Source organism: Paenibacillus sp. FSL H8-0537 (assembly GCF_038051995.1).
GTDB lineage: Bacteria > Bacillota > Bacilli > Paenibacillales > Paenibacillaceae > Pristimantibacillus.
The window spans coordinates 5,558,923-5,572,500 of sequence record NZ_CP150290.1 but is presented as its reverse complement, the minus strand read 5'-3'; the positions used below and the strand labels follow the sequence as shown (position 1 = coordinate 5,572,500).

General features: G+C 49.3%; 9 protein-coding genes, 16 tRNA genes and 1 rRNA gene. 22 read left to right on the top strand and 4 right to left on the bottom strand.

Features of this window, described 5'->3' with window-relative positions:
* Nucleotides 1-40: 40 nt before the first annotated feature.
* From MHB80_RS23635 to MHB80_RS23540, 20 genes are all read left to right on the top strand, one after another.
* Nucleotides 41-2,975, top strand: a 23S ribosomal RNA gene (locus tag MHB80_RS23635).
* A 79-nt stretch (nucleotides 2,976-3,054) separates the two neighbouring features.
* Nucleotides 3,055-3,130 (top strand) — tRNA-Asn (locus MHB80_RS23630).
* Nucleotides 3,131-3,134: 4 nt separating this feature from the next.
* A tRNA-Ser gene (locus MHB80_RS23625) sits at nucleotides 3,135-3,225 on the top strand.
* Between the two features lie 35 nt (nucleotides 3,226-3,260).
* Nucleotides 3,261-3,335: transfer RNA gene (locus tag MHB80_RS23620), tRNA-Glu, on the top strand.
* A gap of 70 nt (nucleotides 3,336-3,405) precedes the next feature.
* A tRNA-Val gene (locus MHB80_RS23615) sits at nucleotides 3,406-3,481 on the top strand.
* Between the two features lie 17 nt (nucleotides 3,482-3,498).
* A tRNA-Met gene (locus tag MHB80_RS23610) sits at nucleotides 3,499-3,575 on the top strand.
* 35 nt (nucleotides 3,576-3,610) lie between these two features.
* Nucleotides 3,611-3,687 (top strand) — tRNA-Asp (locus MHB80_RS23605).
* A gap of 12 nt (nucleotides 3,688-3,699) precedes the next feature.
* Nucleotides 3,700-3,775 (top strand) — tRNA-Phe (locus tag MHB80_RS23600).
* 33 nt (nucleotides 3,776-3,808) lie between these two features.
* Nucleotides 3,809-3,884 (top strand) — tRNA-Thr (locus tag MHB80_RS23595).
* Nucleotides 3,885-3,889: 5 nt separating this feature from the next.
* Nucleotides 3,890-3,973: transfer RNA gene (locus tag MHB80_RS23590), tRNA-Tyr, on the top strand.
* A gap of 6 nt (nucleotides 3,974-3,979) precedes the next feature.
* Nucleotides 3,980-4,053: transfer RNA gene (locus MHB80_RS23585), tRNA-Trp, on the top strand.
* A gap of 24 nt (nucleotides 4,054-4,077) precedes the next feature.
* A tRNA-His gene (locus MHB80_RS23580) sits at nucleotides 4,078-4,153 on the top strand.
* Between the two features lie 31 nt (nucleotides 4,154-4,184).
* Nucleotides 4,185-4,259: transfer RNA gene (locus MHB80_RS23575), tRNA-Gln, on the top strand.
* A 7-nt stretch (nucleotides 4,260-4,266) separates the two neighbouring features.
* Nucleotides 4,267-4,341 (top strand) — tRNA-Gly (locus tag MHB80_RS23570).
* A gap of 7 nt (nucleotides 4,342-4,348) precedes the next feature.
* A tRNA-Cys gene (locus MHB80_RS23565) sits at nucleotides 4,349-4,422 on the top strand.
* A gap of 14 nt (nucleotides 4,423-4,436) precedes the next feature.
* Nucleotides 4,437-4,513 (top strand) — tRNA-Arg (locus tag MHB80_RS23560).
* Between the two features lie 14 nt (nucleotides 4,514-4,527).
* Nucleotides 4,528-4,606, top strand: a tRNA-Leu gene (locus MHB80_RS23555).
* 274 nt (nucleotides 4,607-4,880) lie between these two features.
* Nucleotides 4,881-5,183 carry a hypothetical protein gene (locus tag MHB80_RS23550; RefSeq protein WP_341279268.1) on the top strand — a complete coding sequence of 101 codons (303 nt, stop codon included), beginning with the start codon at nucleotides 4,881-4,883 and terminating at the stop codon, nucleotides 5,181-5,183.
* A gap of 15 nt (nucleotides 5,184-5,198) precedes the next feature.
* A complete protein-coding gene (locus tag MHB80_RS23545) occupies nucleotides 5,199-6,872 on the top strand; it encodes an AarF/ABC1/UbiB kinase family protein (RefSeq protein WP_341279267.1) in 1,674 nt (557 codons plus the stop codon).
* Between the two features lie 147 nt (nucleotides 6,873-7,019).
* Entirely contained in the window at nucleotides 7,020-7,697 is a 678-nt protein-coding gene (locus MHB80_RS23540) for a MarR family transcriptional regulator (protein ID WP_341279266.1), read from the top strand.
* 233 nt (nucleotides 7,698-7,930) lie between these two features.
* Here MHB80_RS23540 and MHB80_RS23535 read toward each other — a convergent pair whose 3' ends face one another.
* The 4 genes from MHB80_RS23535 to MHB80_RS23520 form a co-directional block, all read right to left on the bottom strand.
* The gene (locus MHB80_RS23535; protein WP_341279265.1) at nucleotides 7,931-8,914 is read right to left on the bottom strand and encodes an aldo/keto reductase; all 984 of its coding nucleotides are present in this window, start codon (nucleotides 8,912-8,914) and stop codon (nucleotides 7,931-7,933) included.
* Nucleotides 8,915-9,026: 112 nt separating this feature from the next.
* Nucleotides 9,027-9,659, bottom strand: a complete 633-nt coding sequence (locus tag MHB80_RS23530; RefSeq protein WP_341279264.1) for a nitroreductase family protein — start codon at nucleotides 9,657-9,659, stop codon at nucleotides 9,027-9,029.
* Between the two features lie 122 nt (nucleotides 9,660-9,781).
* Nucleotides 9,782-10,414 carry a hypothetical protein gene (locus tag MHB80_RS23525; RefSeq protein WP_341279263.1) on the bottom strand — a complete coding sequence of 211 codons (633 nt, stop codon included), beginning with the start codon at nucleotides 10,412-10,414 and terminating at the stop codon, nucleotides 9,782-9,784.
* 54 nt (nucleotides 10,415-10,468) lie between these two features.
* Nucleotides 10,469-11,302: a helix-turn-helix domain-containing protein gene (locus MHB80_RS23520; RefSeq protein ID WP_341279262.1), complete on the bottom strand. Its 834-nt coding sequence runs from the start codon at nucleotides 11,300-11,302 to the stop codon at nucleotides 10,469-10,471.
* A 293-nt stretch (nucleotides 11,303-11,595) separates the two neighbouring features.
* Here MHB80_RS23520 and MHB80_RS23515 point away from each other — a divergent pair, with 293 nt between their 5' ends.
* Both MHB80_RS23515 and MHB80_RS23510 read left to right on the top strand, forming a co-directional pair.
* Nucleotides 11,596-12,405: a phytanoyl-CoA dioxygenase family protein gene (locus MHB80_RS23515; RefSeq protein WP_341279261.1), complete on the top strand. Its 810-nt coding sequence runs from the start codon at nucleotides 11,596-11,598 to the stop codon at nucleotides 12,403-12,405.
* The gene (locus MHB80_RS23510) at nucleotides 12,383-13,255 is read left to right on the top strand and encodes a sugar phosphate isomerase/epimerase (RefSeq protein ID WP_341283059.1); all 873 of its coding nucleotides are present in this window, start codon (nucleotides 12,383-12,385) and stop codon (nucleotides 13,253-13,255) included. The genes MHB80_RS23515 and MHB80_RS23510 overlap by 23 nt, the downstream gene beginning before the upstream one ends.
* Nucleotides 13,256-13,578: the final 323 nt, after the last annotated feature.

The window sequence follows — 13,578 nt, the reverse complement described above, 5'->3', positions numbered from 1 at the left end:
AACGGACAACGGCCGGCTAATCGAGCATGCTGTAGCAAATGGTTAAGCTAATAAGAGCGCACGGAGGATGCCTAGGCACTAGGAGCCGAAGAAGGACGTGGCGAACAACGATACTGCCTCGGGGAGCCGTAAGCAGGCTTTGATCCGGGGATTTCCGAATGGGGAAACCCAGCTGTCGTAATGGACAGTTACTTCTGACTGAATACATAGGTCAGAGTGAGGCATACCAGGGGAACTGAAACATCTAAGTACCCTGAGGAAGAGAAAACAAAAGTGATTCCGTCAGTAGCGGCGAGCGAACGCGGATTAGCCCAAACCAAGGAGCTTGCTCCTTGGGGTTGTAGGACGTCTCACATGGAGTTACAAAGGTGTGTGTTAGGCGAAGAGGTCTGGAAAGGCCCGCTATAAGAGGTAAAAGCCCTGTAGCCAAAAGCACACACTCTCCGAGACGGATCCTGAGTACGGCGGGACACGAGAAACCCCGTCGGAATCCGGCAGGACCATCTGCCAAGGCTAAATACTCCCTAGTGACCGATAGTGAAGCAGTACCGTGAGGGAAAGGTGAAAAGCACCGCGGAAGCGGAGTGAAAAAGAACCTGAAACCGTGCGCTTACAAAAAGTCAGAGCCCTATTCATGGGTGATGGCGTGCCTTTTGTAGAATGAACCGGCGAGTTACGTTCACGTGCAAGGTTAAGTCGGGAAGACGGAGCCGCAGCGAAAGCGAGTCTGAATAGGGCGAATAAGTACGTGGTCGTAGACCCGAAACCGTGTGATCTACCCCTGTCCAGGGTGAAGGTGCGGTAACACGCACTGGAGGCCCGAACCCACGCACGTTGAAAAGTGCGGGGATGAGGTGGGGGTAGCGGAGAAATTCCAATCGAACTCGGAGATAGCTGGTTCTCCCCGAAATAGCTTTAGGGCTAGCCTCGAGGTATGAACGTCGTGGAGGTAGAGCACTGATTGGGTGCGGGGCCCGCCAAGGGTTACCAAGTCTAGTCAAACTCCGAATGCCATAGACGTGCTTCTCGGGAGTCAGACAGTGAGTGCTAAGATCCATTGTCAAGAGGGAAACAGCCCAGATCATCAGCTAAGGTCCCCAAGTGTGTGTTAAGTGGGAAAGGATGTGGAGTTGCAAAGACAACCAGGATGTTGGCTTAGAAGCAGCCACCATTTAAAGAGTGCGTAATAGCTCACTGGTCGAGTGACTCTGCGCCGAAAATGTAACGGGGCTAAACACACCACCGAAGCTATGACATGTACCGTATGGTACTTGGGTAGGGGAGCGTTGAATATAGGTTGAAGGTATACCGTAAGGAGTGCTGGACTGTATTCAAGTGAGAATGCCGGTATGAGTAACGAAAAGACAAGTGAGAATCTTGTCCGCCGAAAGCCTAAGGGTTCCTGAGGAAGGCTCGTCCACTCAGGGTAAGTCGGGACCTAACGCGAGGCCGAAAGGCGTAGTGGAAGGACAACAGGTTCAAATTCCTGTACCACCGTAAACCGTTATGAGCAATGGGATGACGCAGAAGGGCAGTGACGCGGACTGATGGAATAGTCCGTCCAAGCAGTGAGGCTGATGAGTAGGCAAATCCGCTCATCGTGAAGGCTGGGCTGTGATGGGGAGCGAAAATTATAGTAGCGAAGGTCATGCACTCCGGCTGCCGAGAAAAGTCTCTAGCCAGGTGAAGGTGCCCGTACCGCAAACCGACACAGGTAGGCGAGCAGAGCATGCTAAGGCGCGCGGAAGAACTCTCGTTAAGGAACTCGGCAAAATGACCCCGTAACTTCGGGAGAAGGGGTACCTCGGTAGGGTGAATAGCCCGAGGGGGTCGCAGTGAAAAGGCCCAAGCGACTGTTTAGCAAAAACACAGGTCTGTGCGAAGCCGTAAGGCGAAGTATACGGGCTGACGCCTGCCCGGTGCTGGAAGGTTAAGGGGAGCGGTTAGGAGCAATCCGAAGCTGTGAACCGAAGCCCCAGTAAACGGCGGCCGTAACTATAACGGTCCTAAGGTAGCGAAATTCCTTGTCAGGTAAATTCTGACCCGCACGAATGGCGTAACGACTTGGGCGCTGTCTCAACGAGAGATCCGGTGAAATTTTAATACCTGTGAAGATGCAGGTTACCCGCGACAAGACGGAAAGACCCCATGGAGCTTTACTGTAACTTGATATTGAACTTTGGTACGATCTGTACAGGATAGGTGGGAGCCATTGAAGCATGAGCGCCAGCTTGTGTGAAGGCGACGTTGGGATACCACCCTGATCGTATCGGAGTTCTAACCTAGGACCATGAAACTGGTTCGGGGACCGTGTCAGGTGGACAGTTTGACTGGGGCGGTCGCCTCCTAAAATGTAACGGAGGCGCCCAAAGGTTCCCTCAGAATGGTTGGAAATCATTCGGAGAGTGCAAAGGCATAAGGGAGCTTGACTGCGAGACCTACAAGTCGAGCAGGGACGAAAGTCGGGCTTAGTGATCCGGTGGTACCGAATGGAAGGGCCATCGCTCAACGGATAAAAGCTACCCTGGGGATAACAGGCTTATCTCCCCCAAGAGTCCACATCGACGGGGAGGTTTGGCACCTCGATGTCGGCTCATCGCATCCTGGGGCTGAAGTAGGTCCCAAGGGTTGGGCTGTTCGCCCATTAAAGCGGTACGCGAGCTGGGTTCAGAACGTCGTGAGACAGTTCGGTCCCTATCTGTCGCGGGCGCAGGAAATTTGAGAGGAGCTGTCCTTAGTACGAGAGGACCGGGATGGACGTACCGCTGGTGTACCAGTTGTTCCGCCAGGAGCACCGCTGGGTAGCCAAGTACGGACGGGATAAGCGCTGAAAGCATCTAAGCGCGAAGCCCCCCTCAAGATGAGATTTCCCAATTTAGTAAGACCCCTTGAAGACGACGAGGTTGATAGGTTCGGGGTGGAAGCGCAGCAATGCGTGCAGCTGACGAATACTAATCGGTCGAGGGCTTATCCTAACAACACGCTAAAGTTTCAGACTTTGTCTTTCGCATCCAGTTTTCAAGGTAGCAATACCTTGTATGTTACGCTTTATATTCCCTGATAGCTCAGTTGGTAGAGCACTCGACTGTTAATCGAGTTGTCACAGGTTCGAGTCCTGTTCGGGGAGCCATTATAGAGAGGTGTCCGAGTGGTCGAAGGAGCACGATTGGAAATCGTGTAGGCTCTAACCGGGTCTCGAGGGTTCGAATCCCTTCCTCTCTGCCATACTTACTTAAAGTATGTTGGTTGAATTTTAAGATGGCCCGTTGGTCAAGTGGTTAAGACACCTCCCTTTCACGGAGGTAACAGGGGTTCGAGTCCCCTACGGGTCACCAAAAAACTTTTAAAAAGAACTTGCAAAAAGATTAAAAAAGTGTTAAGATATAAAAGTCGCTTAAACAACATGGAGGCTTAGCTCAGCTGGGAGAGCATCTGCCTTACAAGCAGAGGGTCGGGGGTTCGATCCCCTCAGCCTCCACCATATTGCTTTTACGATGACGCGGGGTGGAGCAGCCCGGTAGCTCGTCGGGCTCATAACCCGAAGGCCGCAGGTTCAAATCCTGCCCCCGCAACCAAACTTTACCTTCGGAATGATCCGAGAATATGATGTGGAGCTGTGGTGTAGAGGCCTAACATGCCTGCCTGTCACGCAGGAGACCGCGAGTTCGAATCTCGTCAGCTCCGCCATTTAAAACATCTGGCTCGGTAGCTCAGTCGGTAGAGCAGAGGACTGAAAATCCTCGTGTCGGCGGTTCGATTCCGTCCCGAGCCACCATTAAGATGATAGTTGAATGAAAGAATGTACCATGCCGTTGTAGCTCAACTGGTAGAGCAACTGACTTGTAATCAGTAGGTTGGGGGTTCAAGTCCTCTCGACGGCACCACTTATGGAGGATTAGCGAAGTGGCTAAACGCGGCAGACTGTAAATCTGTTCCTTCGGGTTCGGTGGTTCGAATCCATCATCCTCCACCAGTTTTTAGGGGCATAGTTTAAGGGTAGAACAACGGTCTCCAAAACCGTTGGTGTGGGTTCAATTCCTGCTGCCCCTGCCAATCAAAACAGAACAATATAATATGGCGGTCGTGGCGAAGTGGTTAACGCATCGGTTTGTGGATCCGACATTCGGGGGTTCAATTCCCCTCGATCGCCCCATTATTGTTCAATTTAAAAAATACTTAATTGTTGGGGATTAGCCAAGCGGTAAGGCAACGGACTTTGACTCCGTCATTCTCAGGTTCGATCCCTGAATCCCCAGCCATTCTTTTGCGGACGTGGCTCAGTGGTAGAGCATCGCCTTGCCAAGGCGAGGGTCGCGAGTTCGAATCTCGTCGTCCGCTCCATCTTTATGGCGCCATAGCCAAGTGGTAAGGCAGAGCTCTGCAAAAGCTCTACCCCCAGTTCGAGTCTGGGTGGCGCCTCCACAATTTCATAGTTTGTGCCCTTAGCTCAGCTGGATAGAGCGTTTGACTACGAATCAAAAGGCCAGGAGTTCGAATCTCTTAGGGCACGCCATTATTCTTTAAAACGCCGGCGTGGCGGAATGGCAGACGCGCGCGACTCAAAATCGTGAGGGAAACCGTGGAGGTTCGAGTCCTCTCGCCGGCATATAAGCAAGTTGTTGAAACGCTGATCACATTATATGTGATCAGCGTTTTTCGTTATGAAATTAGAAGGAAGCAGTTTGATTTGTTAACCATTTGACGGTTTATTATTTTAGTGGTAATCTGTAGACACAAAAAGCCAAAAAACTTGTTTGGTAATGTTTCACTATAAGTGGTCAAAACATTTAGGCTAGTGAAGCAGGTTGCCTATTTATTTGTATAGTTTTTTGGTTTTTTGTGTATTTTATAACCTATAAAAGCAAAGGAGCTGTTTGAAGATGAAAGATACAATAAGCAAAGCTATGTCACTGGCAATGGGGATCGCTGTTACCGGCAAGGAGCAGGTGGAAAAAACGATTGATGAATTGGTGCAGAAAGGGCAGGTTAGTAAAGAAGAATCCAAAACTTTAACCGATACACTTGTTAAAAAAGGGGAAGAGCTGCGTGAGCAGATTGAAGCCATGGCGCAGGAACGAGTAAGAGCTATTTTAAGTGAAGGGAAAATAGCTACCCGCGAGGATATCGAGCGACTTGAAAAACGGCTGGATGCACTTGAGCAGAAAGAGCAAAGCGCGGATTGACAGGGGGCTACACGATTGCAGCACGGAAAACGGATTAGGCAGTTACAGCGTTATCGAACAATTGTTACTGCGATAGCACGAAACGGGCTGGGATATGTATCAGATGGTATCGGAGCCAGGGATAGATTGAGGTTTATACGCAAACCGGAGCAAGAAGAGATTCAAACTAAAAGCGTTGGCGAACGCATTCGGACATTGCTGGAGGAATTAGGCCCAACCTTTGTTAAACTGGGACAAATTGCAAGCACGCGTCCAGATTTAATTCCGGCAAATATTTTGGTTGAATTAGAACGTTTGCAAGACCATGTGCCTGCATTCCCATATGAGGAAGTAACCCAAATTATTGAAGCAGAGCTTGGTGATACGATTGAAAATTTGTTTTTGAACTTTTCCATTACACCGATTGCAGCGGCCTCCATTGGCCAAGTTCATCGGGCTACGCTGCGGGATGGAGCAGAGGTTGTCGTTAAGGTTCAGCGTCCTGGCATTCAAAAGCTGGTTGAAACGGATTTGAATATTTTAGCGGATGTGGCTAAATTGGGTGAAGGGGCTTTTGAGTTTGCCCAGCACTATCGTCTAATTGAGATTGTTGAGGAACTGAGCAAAGCGTTCCGTCAGGAAATGGACTATACAATGGAAGCGCATAGTGCAGAGAAATTTATTGCCTATAGCAAGAAGCTGCCGTATATTTTTGTACCTTCGGTACATTGGGAATATAGTACGAAGCGTGTAATGACGACAGACTATGTAAACGGAGTGAAGCTTTCGGATAGGCAGCAGCTTAAACGAATGGGACTAGATAATAAGCGGCTTGCGGAACGGCTGGCAACGGCGATTTTTCATCAGGTTCTAGTCGATGGCTTCTTCCATGGGGATCCGCATCCTGGCAATGTCATGGCGCTTCCTGACGGCCGACTGGCGCTAATTGATTTTGGAATGGTAGGGCGGTTATCTCCCGGTACGAAAAAACATTTTGCTTCGCTTGTAATCGCCCTGCGCAATCAAAGCTCTAAGGGCGTCATTCGAGCCATTTCGTATATGGGAGTTATTCCTGATGAGGTGGATCAGAGCAAATTATATGCTGATGTGGATGAAATGCGGGAGAAGTATTATCAGGTGCCGCTCAATCAGATAAGTCTTGGAACAGCTATTGGAGATTTATTTATGGTTGCCAACCGACATCATATTCGAATTCCATCGGAATTAACGCTGCTCGGCAAATCCTTGCTTACGATGGAAGGGGTGGCGGTTGCGCTTGATCCGGAAATTAAAATTTTTGATATTGCTGAGCCATTCGGTAAAAAGCTATTTGTAGAGCAATTGGACCCAAGGGAGATATGGAGAGGGCTGCTGGAAGAAGCACCAGATTATTTCAAGCTGATCAGCGACATTCCGGTCACTTTGAAGCAGCTTTCTCTCGTCGTACGGAAGGGTAAACTGCGGATGGAAGTGGAATCACCTCAGCTTGACACACTCATGAAAAAAATGGATCGGATCAGCAACCAGCTGTCATTCAGTATTGTCTTGCTTGCGCTTAGTTTAGTGATGGTTGGCTTAATTGTGGGTGCTGCCTTAAACCACTCCCAAACGCTGTTTTGGGGACTACCTGTTATAGAAATCGGCTTTGGTGTTACCTTGGCTATGTTTATTTGGCTGATCTATGCGATTATCCGCTCTGGGCGTTTCTGACAACAGGATGTCCCGAATAACGGCAAGCTGTTGCCTTGGAACGCTTGTTGACGGAACGATGAGGGGATGTTAACATTAAGCCGCAAACCAGCCAAAGCTAGACAGACAAGATGCAACCAGCTGCTGGCTGAAAATAGGGGTGGATTTATGGGGCTTACGAAACGCCGATTACAATTTCTGGACCAGCTGATGGAATTGTATCAACGCACTTCATTACCGATACATTATGAGACGTTAGCGAAAGCTTTAGGCGTAAGCAAATGGACAGCCTATGACATGCTGAAGGAAATAGAGAAGCTGGGTTTTGTATCGCGCAGCTACGAGGTTAATGATAAAGAAACAGGAAGGTCACAGGTTGTGTTTGCGCCAACAGTCAAGGCGGCGGAGCTTTTTCGCCAGGAACGTTCTGACTTGGTTAATCCTGGAGACTGGGAGGCAACTGCAAGTTCGATTAAGCAATTGCTCAGCGGCAAGAACCATTTGAACATCAATGAGCTGCTTAGAAAAATATTGGATGGCATTCCTAGCAAAGCGATCCATATTGAATTTTGCGGCTACATCATTGGGCTGCTGCTAGCCTATTTGAAGAAGCTTGGAGGCAAGTCGGAGAGTGTCATTCACCTGCTTGTTAATAAAACGCCGAATGACCATTCCGGGCTGCTCGTATTTGTTGGAACGGTTTTGGGTACGGTCATCCAAACCGTTCAAGAGGAGCTAGGCAAAGAGATTACGGAGCTGGTATCGGAGTTCGTAAATATGATCCAGAATCTTTCTAATAAAGAACAAAAGTTGTTGTCCGAGTTCGTCAAGGAGGCACTGGCTTAATGCAAGCAGCTTCATCTTTGATCGAGAGCTACGGTTACGATATTTCGCTAGAGATTATCGGCTTGCAGCTCTTATCCCTTTAGCTCAGAAATGCCGCCTGATGCGGAGCAAGATGGCGTGTTGGAGTGCCATACTGCCCGCATCAGGCGGCATTTGCTGGGCTATTTTTGCATAGAAGTTAATTGGCTATAAGACCATGTTTGAAGCAGCTAATACCATGCTCTAAACAGACGTTAGCCTAGACCGCCCATAACGGGATGGGGAACGTAAGGCTCCTCCAAAGTGGCGATTTCCTCGGCTGTTAATTTAACATCCAAGGCGGCTACAGCATCCGTCAAATGATGGGGCTTCGTTGCACCGACGATTGGCGCGGTAATCGAGTCTTTTTGCAGCACCCAGGCAAGCGCGACCTGCGCTCTAGGGATTTCACGTTTTTCAGCGATATCAGCTACTTTAAGGGCGATTTTTCGATCGGCTTCCGCCATTTGGGCATACAAGGTTTTACCGAACTCATCTGTCTTTGAGCGTTCGCTTTCTTGCTCCCAATCCCGGGTCAGGCGGCCGCGGGCAAGCGGACTCCAAGGAATGACACCGATGCCGTCCGATTTGCAAAGGGGTAGCATCTCCCGTTCTTCTTCGCGGTAAAGCAGGTTTACATAGTTTTGCATCGAGACGAAGCGGGTCCAGCCGTTCCGCTCCGCAGCCTGCTGCATTTTCATAAACTGCCAGGCATACATGGAGGACGCACCGATATAGCGGGCTTTTCCGGCTTTTACAACGTCGTGGAGCGCTTCCATCGTTTCTTCAATCGGCGTACCATTGTCAAAGCGATGAATTTGATACAAATCAATGTAGTCAGTGCCGAGCCGCTGTAAGCTGTGATCAACCTCCGCCATAATCGCTTTACGCGAGAGGCCTGCACCATTAGCGCCGGGGCGCATGCGGCCGTGAACCTTGGTTGCGATGACGACGTCGTCGCGGCTCGCGAAATCTTTTAACGCCCGGCCGACGATTTCTTCGCTTGTCCCATCAGAATAAACGTTTGCCGTATCAAAAAAATTAAAACCGAGCTCAAGCGCCTGCTTAATATACGTCCTGCTCGTATCCTTGCCTAGCGACCATGGATGCGTTCCACGATCAGGAGCCCCATAGGTCATGCAGCCAAGCACAAGCCGGGATACTTCCAGGCCTGTTCGTCCAAGTTTAGTAAATTCCATGTTCCATTTAGCTCCTCTCGGATTAGAAAATCGTTTCCTTTGAAAAAAGACCATTTTCCAAAGGAGGCATCGCTAGGCAGCTCCAGTGGAAAACGGTCTTATGTTGGTTCGTTTAGAAATGATTCCAGAACGTAACGTCATTAACATCCAGACGGGTAGTCGGATGACCAGCCTCTGAAGCTTTGCCAAGGGCAATCAGCATGACATTCGTATAGTTTTCAGGCACATTCATGAGCTCGCGGAATTGCGCTACATTGTAACCAGCCATTGGTACGGTATCGAAGCCTTTGGCACGCGCAGCCAGCATCAGCTGCATCGACACAAGTCCGCCGTCAACGAGCACAGAGGAGAGCAGGCGTTCAGCAGGAGCACTCGCGTAGAAGCCCGTCATATTCGTTCTGAGCTTATCTGCTGCTTCGCGGGTCATATAACCAGCTTCAATCGATTTTTCATAAATGCGCTCGGCATGTTTATAAAACTCCAAATCGGCCATAACGGCAATGACAGCAGACGAAGTCACAACCTGCTCTTGGTTAAAAGCAATAGGAAGCAGCTTTTGCTTCGTTTCCTGATCGGTAATGACTAGAAAACGCCAAGGCTGAAGATTGCTTCCAGACGGTGCAAGAACCGCATCAGCAATAATAGCTTGAATTTCTTCCTGCGTCATTTTAAAAGCCCGATCGTATTTGCGAACCGAACGGCGCTCGCGGATAACCGTGCTGAATGAACTTTCGGAATTAGACAAAAATGACACTCCTCTTTGCAGATCTGTTGCGTTCAGCATTCGGCAAACCATGCCAAAAAAGAACGATGAACTGTACTATTTTTATGTACAGTATAATTGTCGGCAGAGCCGATTGTCAATTGTTATTCCAAACCGTTCTCTGCACGGATTTTGTACAGGCCATGAACGAGCGGATCTGCTGGATCGCGATTCATTAAATGAAGCGTGAGCAAGTAGGCGAAAGGCATCGCACATACATTGTTGCCTTCCGTAATTGCAGGGAATCCGGCTTCGATAACCGGCCCAATTTGCTCATTCATGTCCAAATCTACATAAACCTGCTCAGGACTAAATTCTTCCCGAACCGACTTAGCGCAATGCGGCACGATATATTCATCGATCAGCTTCTTGGCTTCGTCTTCGGACTGTGGAGGTGTCTGAAGCGGCTTGCTGACACCGCTATCAATCATATCGATATAGAAGGAAGCGAGCCACTGGCTTGCCCTCTCAGCATCCTTATGCTTCTCAAGCAATTCATTAATAAAGAAGCCGCAAGCATACTCCTTATCGCTATCCGCCTCTTTCAAGCGGTAGGCAAACAGGGGCCCGTAGTTGGGATTGTTAGTAATCTGTCCCTCAACCTGATAGGCTTCAAACTCGGCTTGAAGCATTTGGAGCGTGTGAGTATATACCGCCAAAATAATTTGTTTCGCTTCTTGTTCTTGTGGGTTCTCGCTTTGTTGTTCCTCTTCGCTTACTTCGTTTTCCGTGGTCATAGTTGACCTCCTTCCCTGTTCCTATTTTACCATCTCTGTCCGTTTTGTTTCCACTTATTGTTGTGCCAAACCATCAGCCGTTTGTTTCCAGCTGCGGTAAGAGCGGGGGGAAAGGCCATAAACCTTGCTAAATTGCACCGCAAAGTGGTTATAGTTTTGATAACCTACGTCAAAAGCGATTTCAGAAGCGCTCCGTTTCGTATGCTCCAGCAGCAGGGCAGCTTGGCGAATACGCATCCGGTTGTGCATATCAATGATGGAATACCCCGTTGAAATCTTGAATAAATGGGATAATCTGGATGAGGAAAGTCCGATCGTATGAGCCAGCTCCCCAATAGAAAGCGGCTGAGTCATGTGAACGGCGAGCAAATGCATCGCTTCTTCAATGCGGGCATCCGCTTTGCTGTTAATCTGCTGGGCAAGCAGCAGCAAAATTTCGCGCAGCGAGTTTTCACACAACGATTCACTATACAGGCTGCTCGCCAGCGAGTCGGTCAATATCCGTCGAAAAGCCCGATAAATTCGTTTGCCCGCTGAGGGCTGACGAATCAATTGCGAGATCAGATCAGAGTTGGGAAGCAGCCCAGTTTCAGCCATTACATCGGGAAAATGAACCCAGACAAACTGCCACGTTTTGCCCGCCGCCGTGCCATATTCATGCATGCAGCCTGGCCGAATAAGCGTCAGCTCACCCGGCAGGCAGCGCTTGTGTGAATCGCCGCTCTGAGCGTAGCCTTCACCCTGCAGCGTATAAAACATCAGCCAGTCGCTTCTGCCGTGTGGCCGCACCGTATGGTAAAGATCATTTTCCGTAAAATGGCCAGCAAAAATAACGGACTGCTCGGTAGCGGCCTTGCCCTGGTGATTGTCCAAATCATTTCGTTTCATGGCAGCGCCACCCTTCTCATGACGGACTTGCAGAATACAATTAGTCTACCTTATTGCTGCCGTCTTGGCTATTGATCTGAAAACTAGCTGTTTGAGCGTAAGTAACCCGAAAAAAGAAGGGGTTCTTACACGCTGTTATTTTTGATATAGCAGTATTGATGTAGTTTTCAGTATGATTGTTCATTCCTACCCACAGGGGATTCGCACTATACTTGATTTATCAAGCCACACAAATTAAACCTTAAATATCAGGCACGACAAAGTGCCGCTATATGAAAAAGGAGCGAAAACGTATGACATCAAGTGCCCTAACTTTAACAGCTGAACAAATGGAGCAGTATCGTCGCGACGGATATGTAATCGTTAAAAATTTATTCAGCGAGCAAGATCTCGCCGAAATCGATTCGACCTTTGAAGGGATTAGCCAGCAGATTATTCCCGGTTATTTTGAGCCTGATTTGAGTGCGGAGACGAATGATCCGCTCAAGCGTTATCCTCGGGTCATGCATCCTCATCGTATTAATGAAACGGCGAAGCGTTACATGCTGCACGAGCCTGTGCTCAATGTGCTGAGAGATTTATATGAAGAGGAGCCGATCGCCGCGCAAAGCATGTTCTACTACAAGCCGCCGGGCTCGCGGGGACAGGCGCTGCATCAGGACAATTTTTATTTGAAGGTGGAGCCGGGCAATTGCATTGCAGCATGGACTGCCATTGATGCGGCCGATGAGGAAAATGGAGGGATGCTGGTTGTGCCAAAGACGCATGATTATGAACTGTCCTGTCCGGAGGAGGCGGATGTGACGGAGTCGTTTACGAAGCATTTCGTCAAGCCGCCGAAAGACAATAAGCCGGTTCCGGCGCGAATGGAGCGGGGAGATACGTTGTTTTTTAACGGCAATCTCATTCATGGCTCTTACCGCAACAAAACGAAGGATCGATTCCGGCGCGCCTTTATCTGCCATTATGCCAATGAATCTGCGACGCATATTAGCCATTTTTACCACCCGCTGTTTCGTGCAGACGGCAGTGTCATAGAACTTGAGAACAATCCAGACGGGGGGCCATGCGGCATTGAATATGAAGCCAATTACCCGCATTGACCGTAAGCTCAGCGTTCATATGTCCTGGTGGGGCATGGAGCAGGTGCCTGATTTTGCTGCCGATACGACAGCGGAAAAAATAAAGCAGATCGCGGTCGCAGGATTTGATGGTATTAATGGCTTTATTCCTCAGCCGAAGCATGAAGCGGAGTGGAAGGAACAGCTGGCGCAGCATCAGCTTGAGCTGAGTGTCAATGCGTATCCTGCAAGCGCAGCGGATATGGCAGCCTTTTTGGAAAAAGCGGTACGCTTCGGCGGCATTCCTTTCATTAATGCACAGGTTATGACGCCATTCGTAACAGGAACAGAAGCCGAGAGCTTGCTTGGAGCGATTAAGGAGCTGTCCCGCCAAGCGGGTATTCCGGTTTATGTCGAGACTCATCGGGGAACGATTACACAGGATTTAATACGGACTGCCCGCTATGTGCGAAATTTGGAGCAGCTGGATCTGACGATCGATTTTTCCCATTATGTGCTGGCTGGAGAAATGCGGAGTATTCGGCCTGAGGCCGAGGAGCTGCTCCAGCAGCTGCTCGTGCATACGAGCAGTATTCATGCCCGCGTATCAAACGGGGAGCAAATTCAGATTGGCATGGAGTATGAAGAGGCCAAGGCGATGCTGCCGCATTTTGAACGCTGGTGGCGCAAGGGGATGGAGCATTGGCTTCTGCGTTCGCAGCCAGAGGACAGCTTTCCATTCGTCTGCGAGCTGGGACCACCTCCTTATGCGATGACCCGCGTTACAGTTGAGGACACAGGTGAGGGGACAATGGTTGAGTTAAGCGACCGCTGGCGTGAGTCGCTGCTGTATGCCGAGCGGGCACGTAGGTTGTGGGATTGTTTAGATTGAGTCTAGAATGCAGCGTGTTGATGAAATAGTGGAGTGAAAAAACGAGCGTCGGTACAAGTAGAGATACTTGCTGTACTGACGCTTGTTTGTGTGCTTATTCGGGGGATTTCCTGAATGGATAGATAGGTTTCCAAAAGCAGATTTTCGCTTCGGCGATGCGCAGCTGCGTAATATACTCAAGGGGTGGATCAATTTTTTGTTAATGTGTCACTCTGAAATGTGTTCGAGGACTGTAGAGGCGCTATTTCAGCGATTTTGATCATTTGAGCGCGCAAGCGGACAGGAAAGCCGTTATTGCCTTAATAATCAAGTCAATGCAGGTA

Excerpts from the sequence above, each read along its gene's own strand:
- MHB80_RS23510 (WP_341283059.1), top strand. The coding sequence starts at position 12,383 with ATGAAGCCAATTACCCGCATTGACCGTAAGCTCAGCGTTCATATGTCC.
- MHB80_RS23520 (WP_341279262.1), bottom strand. The coding sequence starts at position 11,302 with ATGAAACGAAATGATTTGGACAATCACCAGGGCAAGGCCGCTACCGAG.
- MHB80_RS23525 (WP_341279263.1), bottom strand. The coding sequence starts at position 10,414 with ATGACCACGGAAAACGAAGTAAGCGAAGAGGAACAACAAAGCGAGAAC.
- MHB80_RS23535 (WP_341279265.1), bottom strand. The coding sequence starts at position 8,914 with ATGGAATTTACTAAACTTGGACGAACAGGCCTGGAAGTATCCCGGCTT.
- MHB80_RS23540 (WP_341279266.1), top strand. The coding sequence starts at position 7,020 with ATGGGGCTTACGAAACGCCGATTACAATTTCTGGACCAGCTGATGGAA.
- MHB80_RS23515 (WP_341279261.1), top strand. The coding sequence starts at position 11,596 with ATGACATCAAGTGCCCTAACTTTAACAGCTGAACAAATGGAGCAGTAT.
- MHB80_RS23550 (WP_341279268.1), top strand. The coding sequence starts at position 4,881 with ATGAAAGATACAATAAGCAAAGCTATGTCACTGGCAATGGGGATCGCT.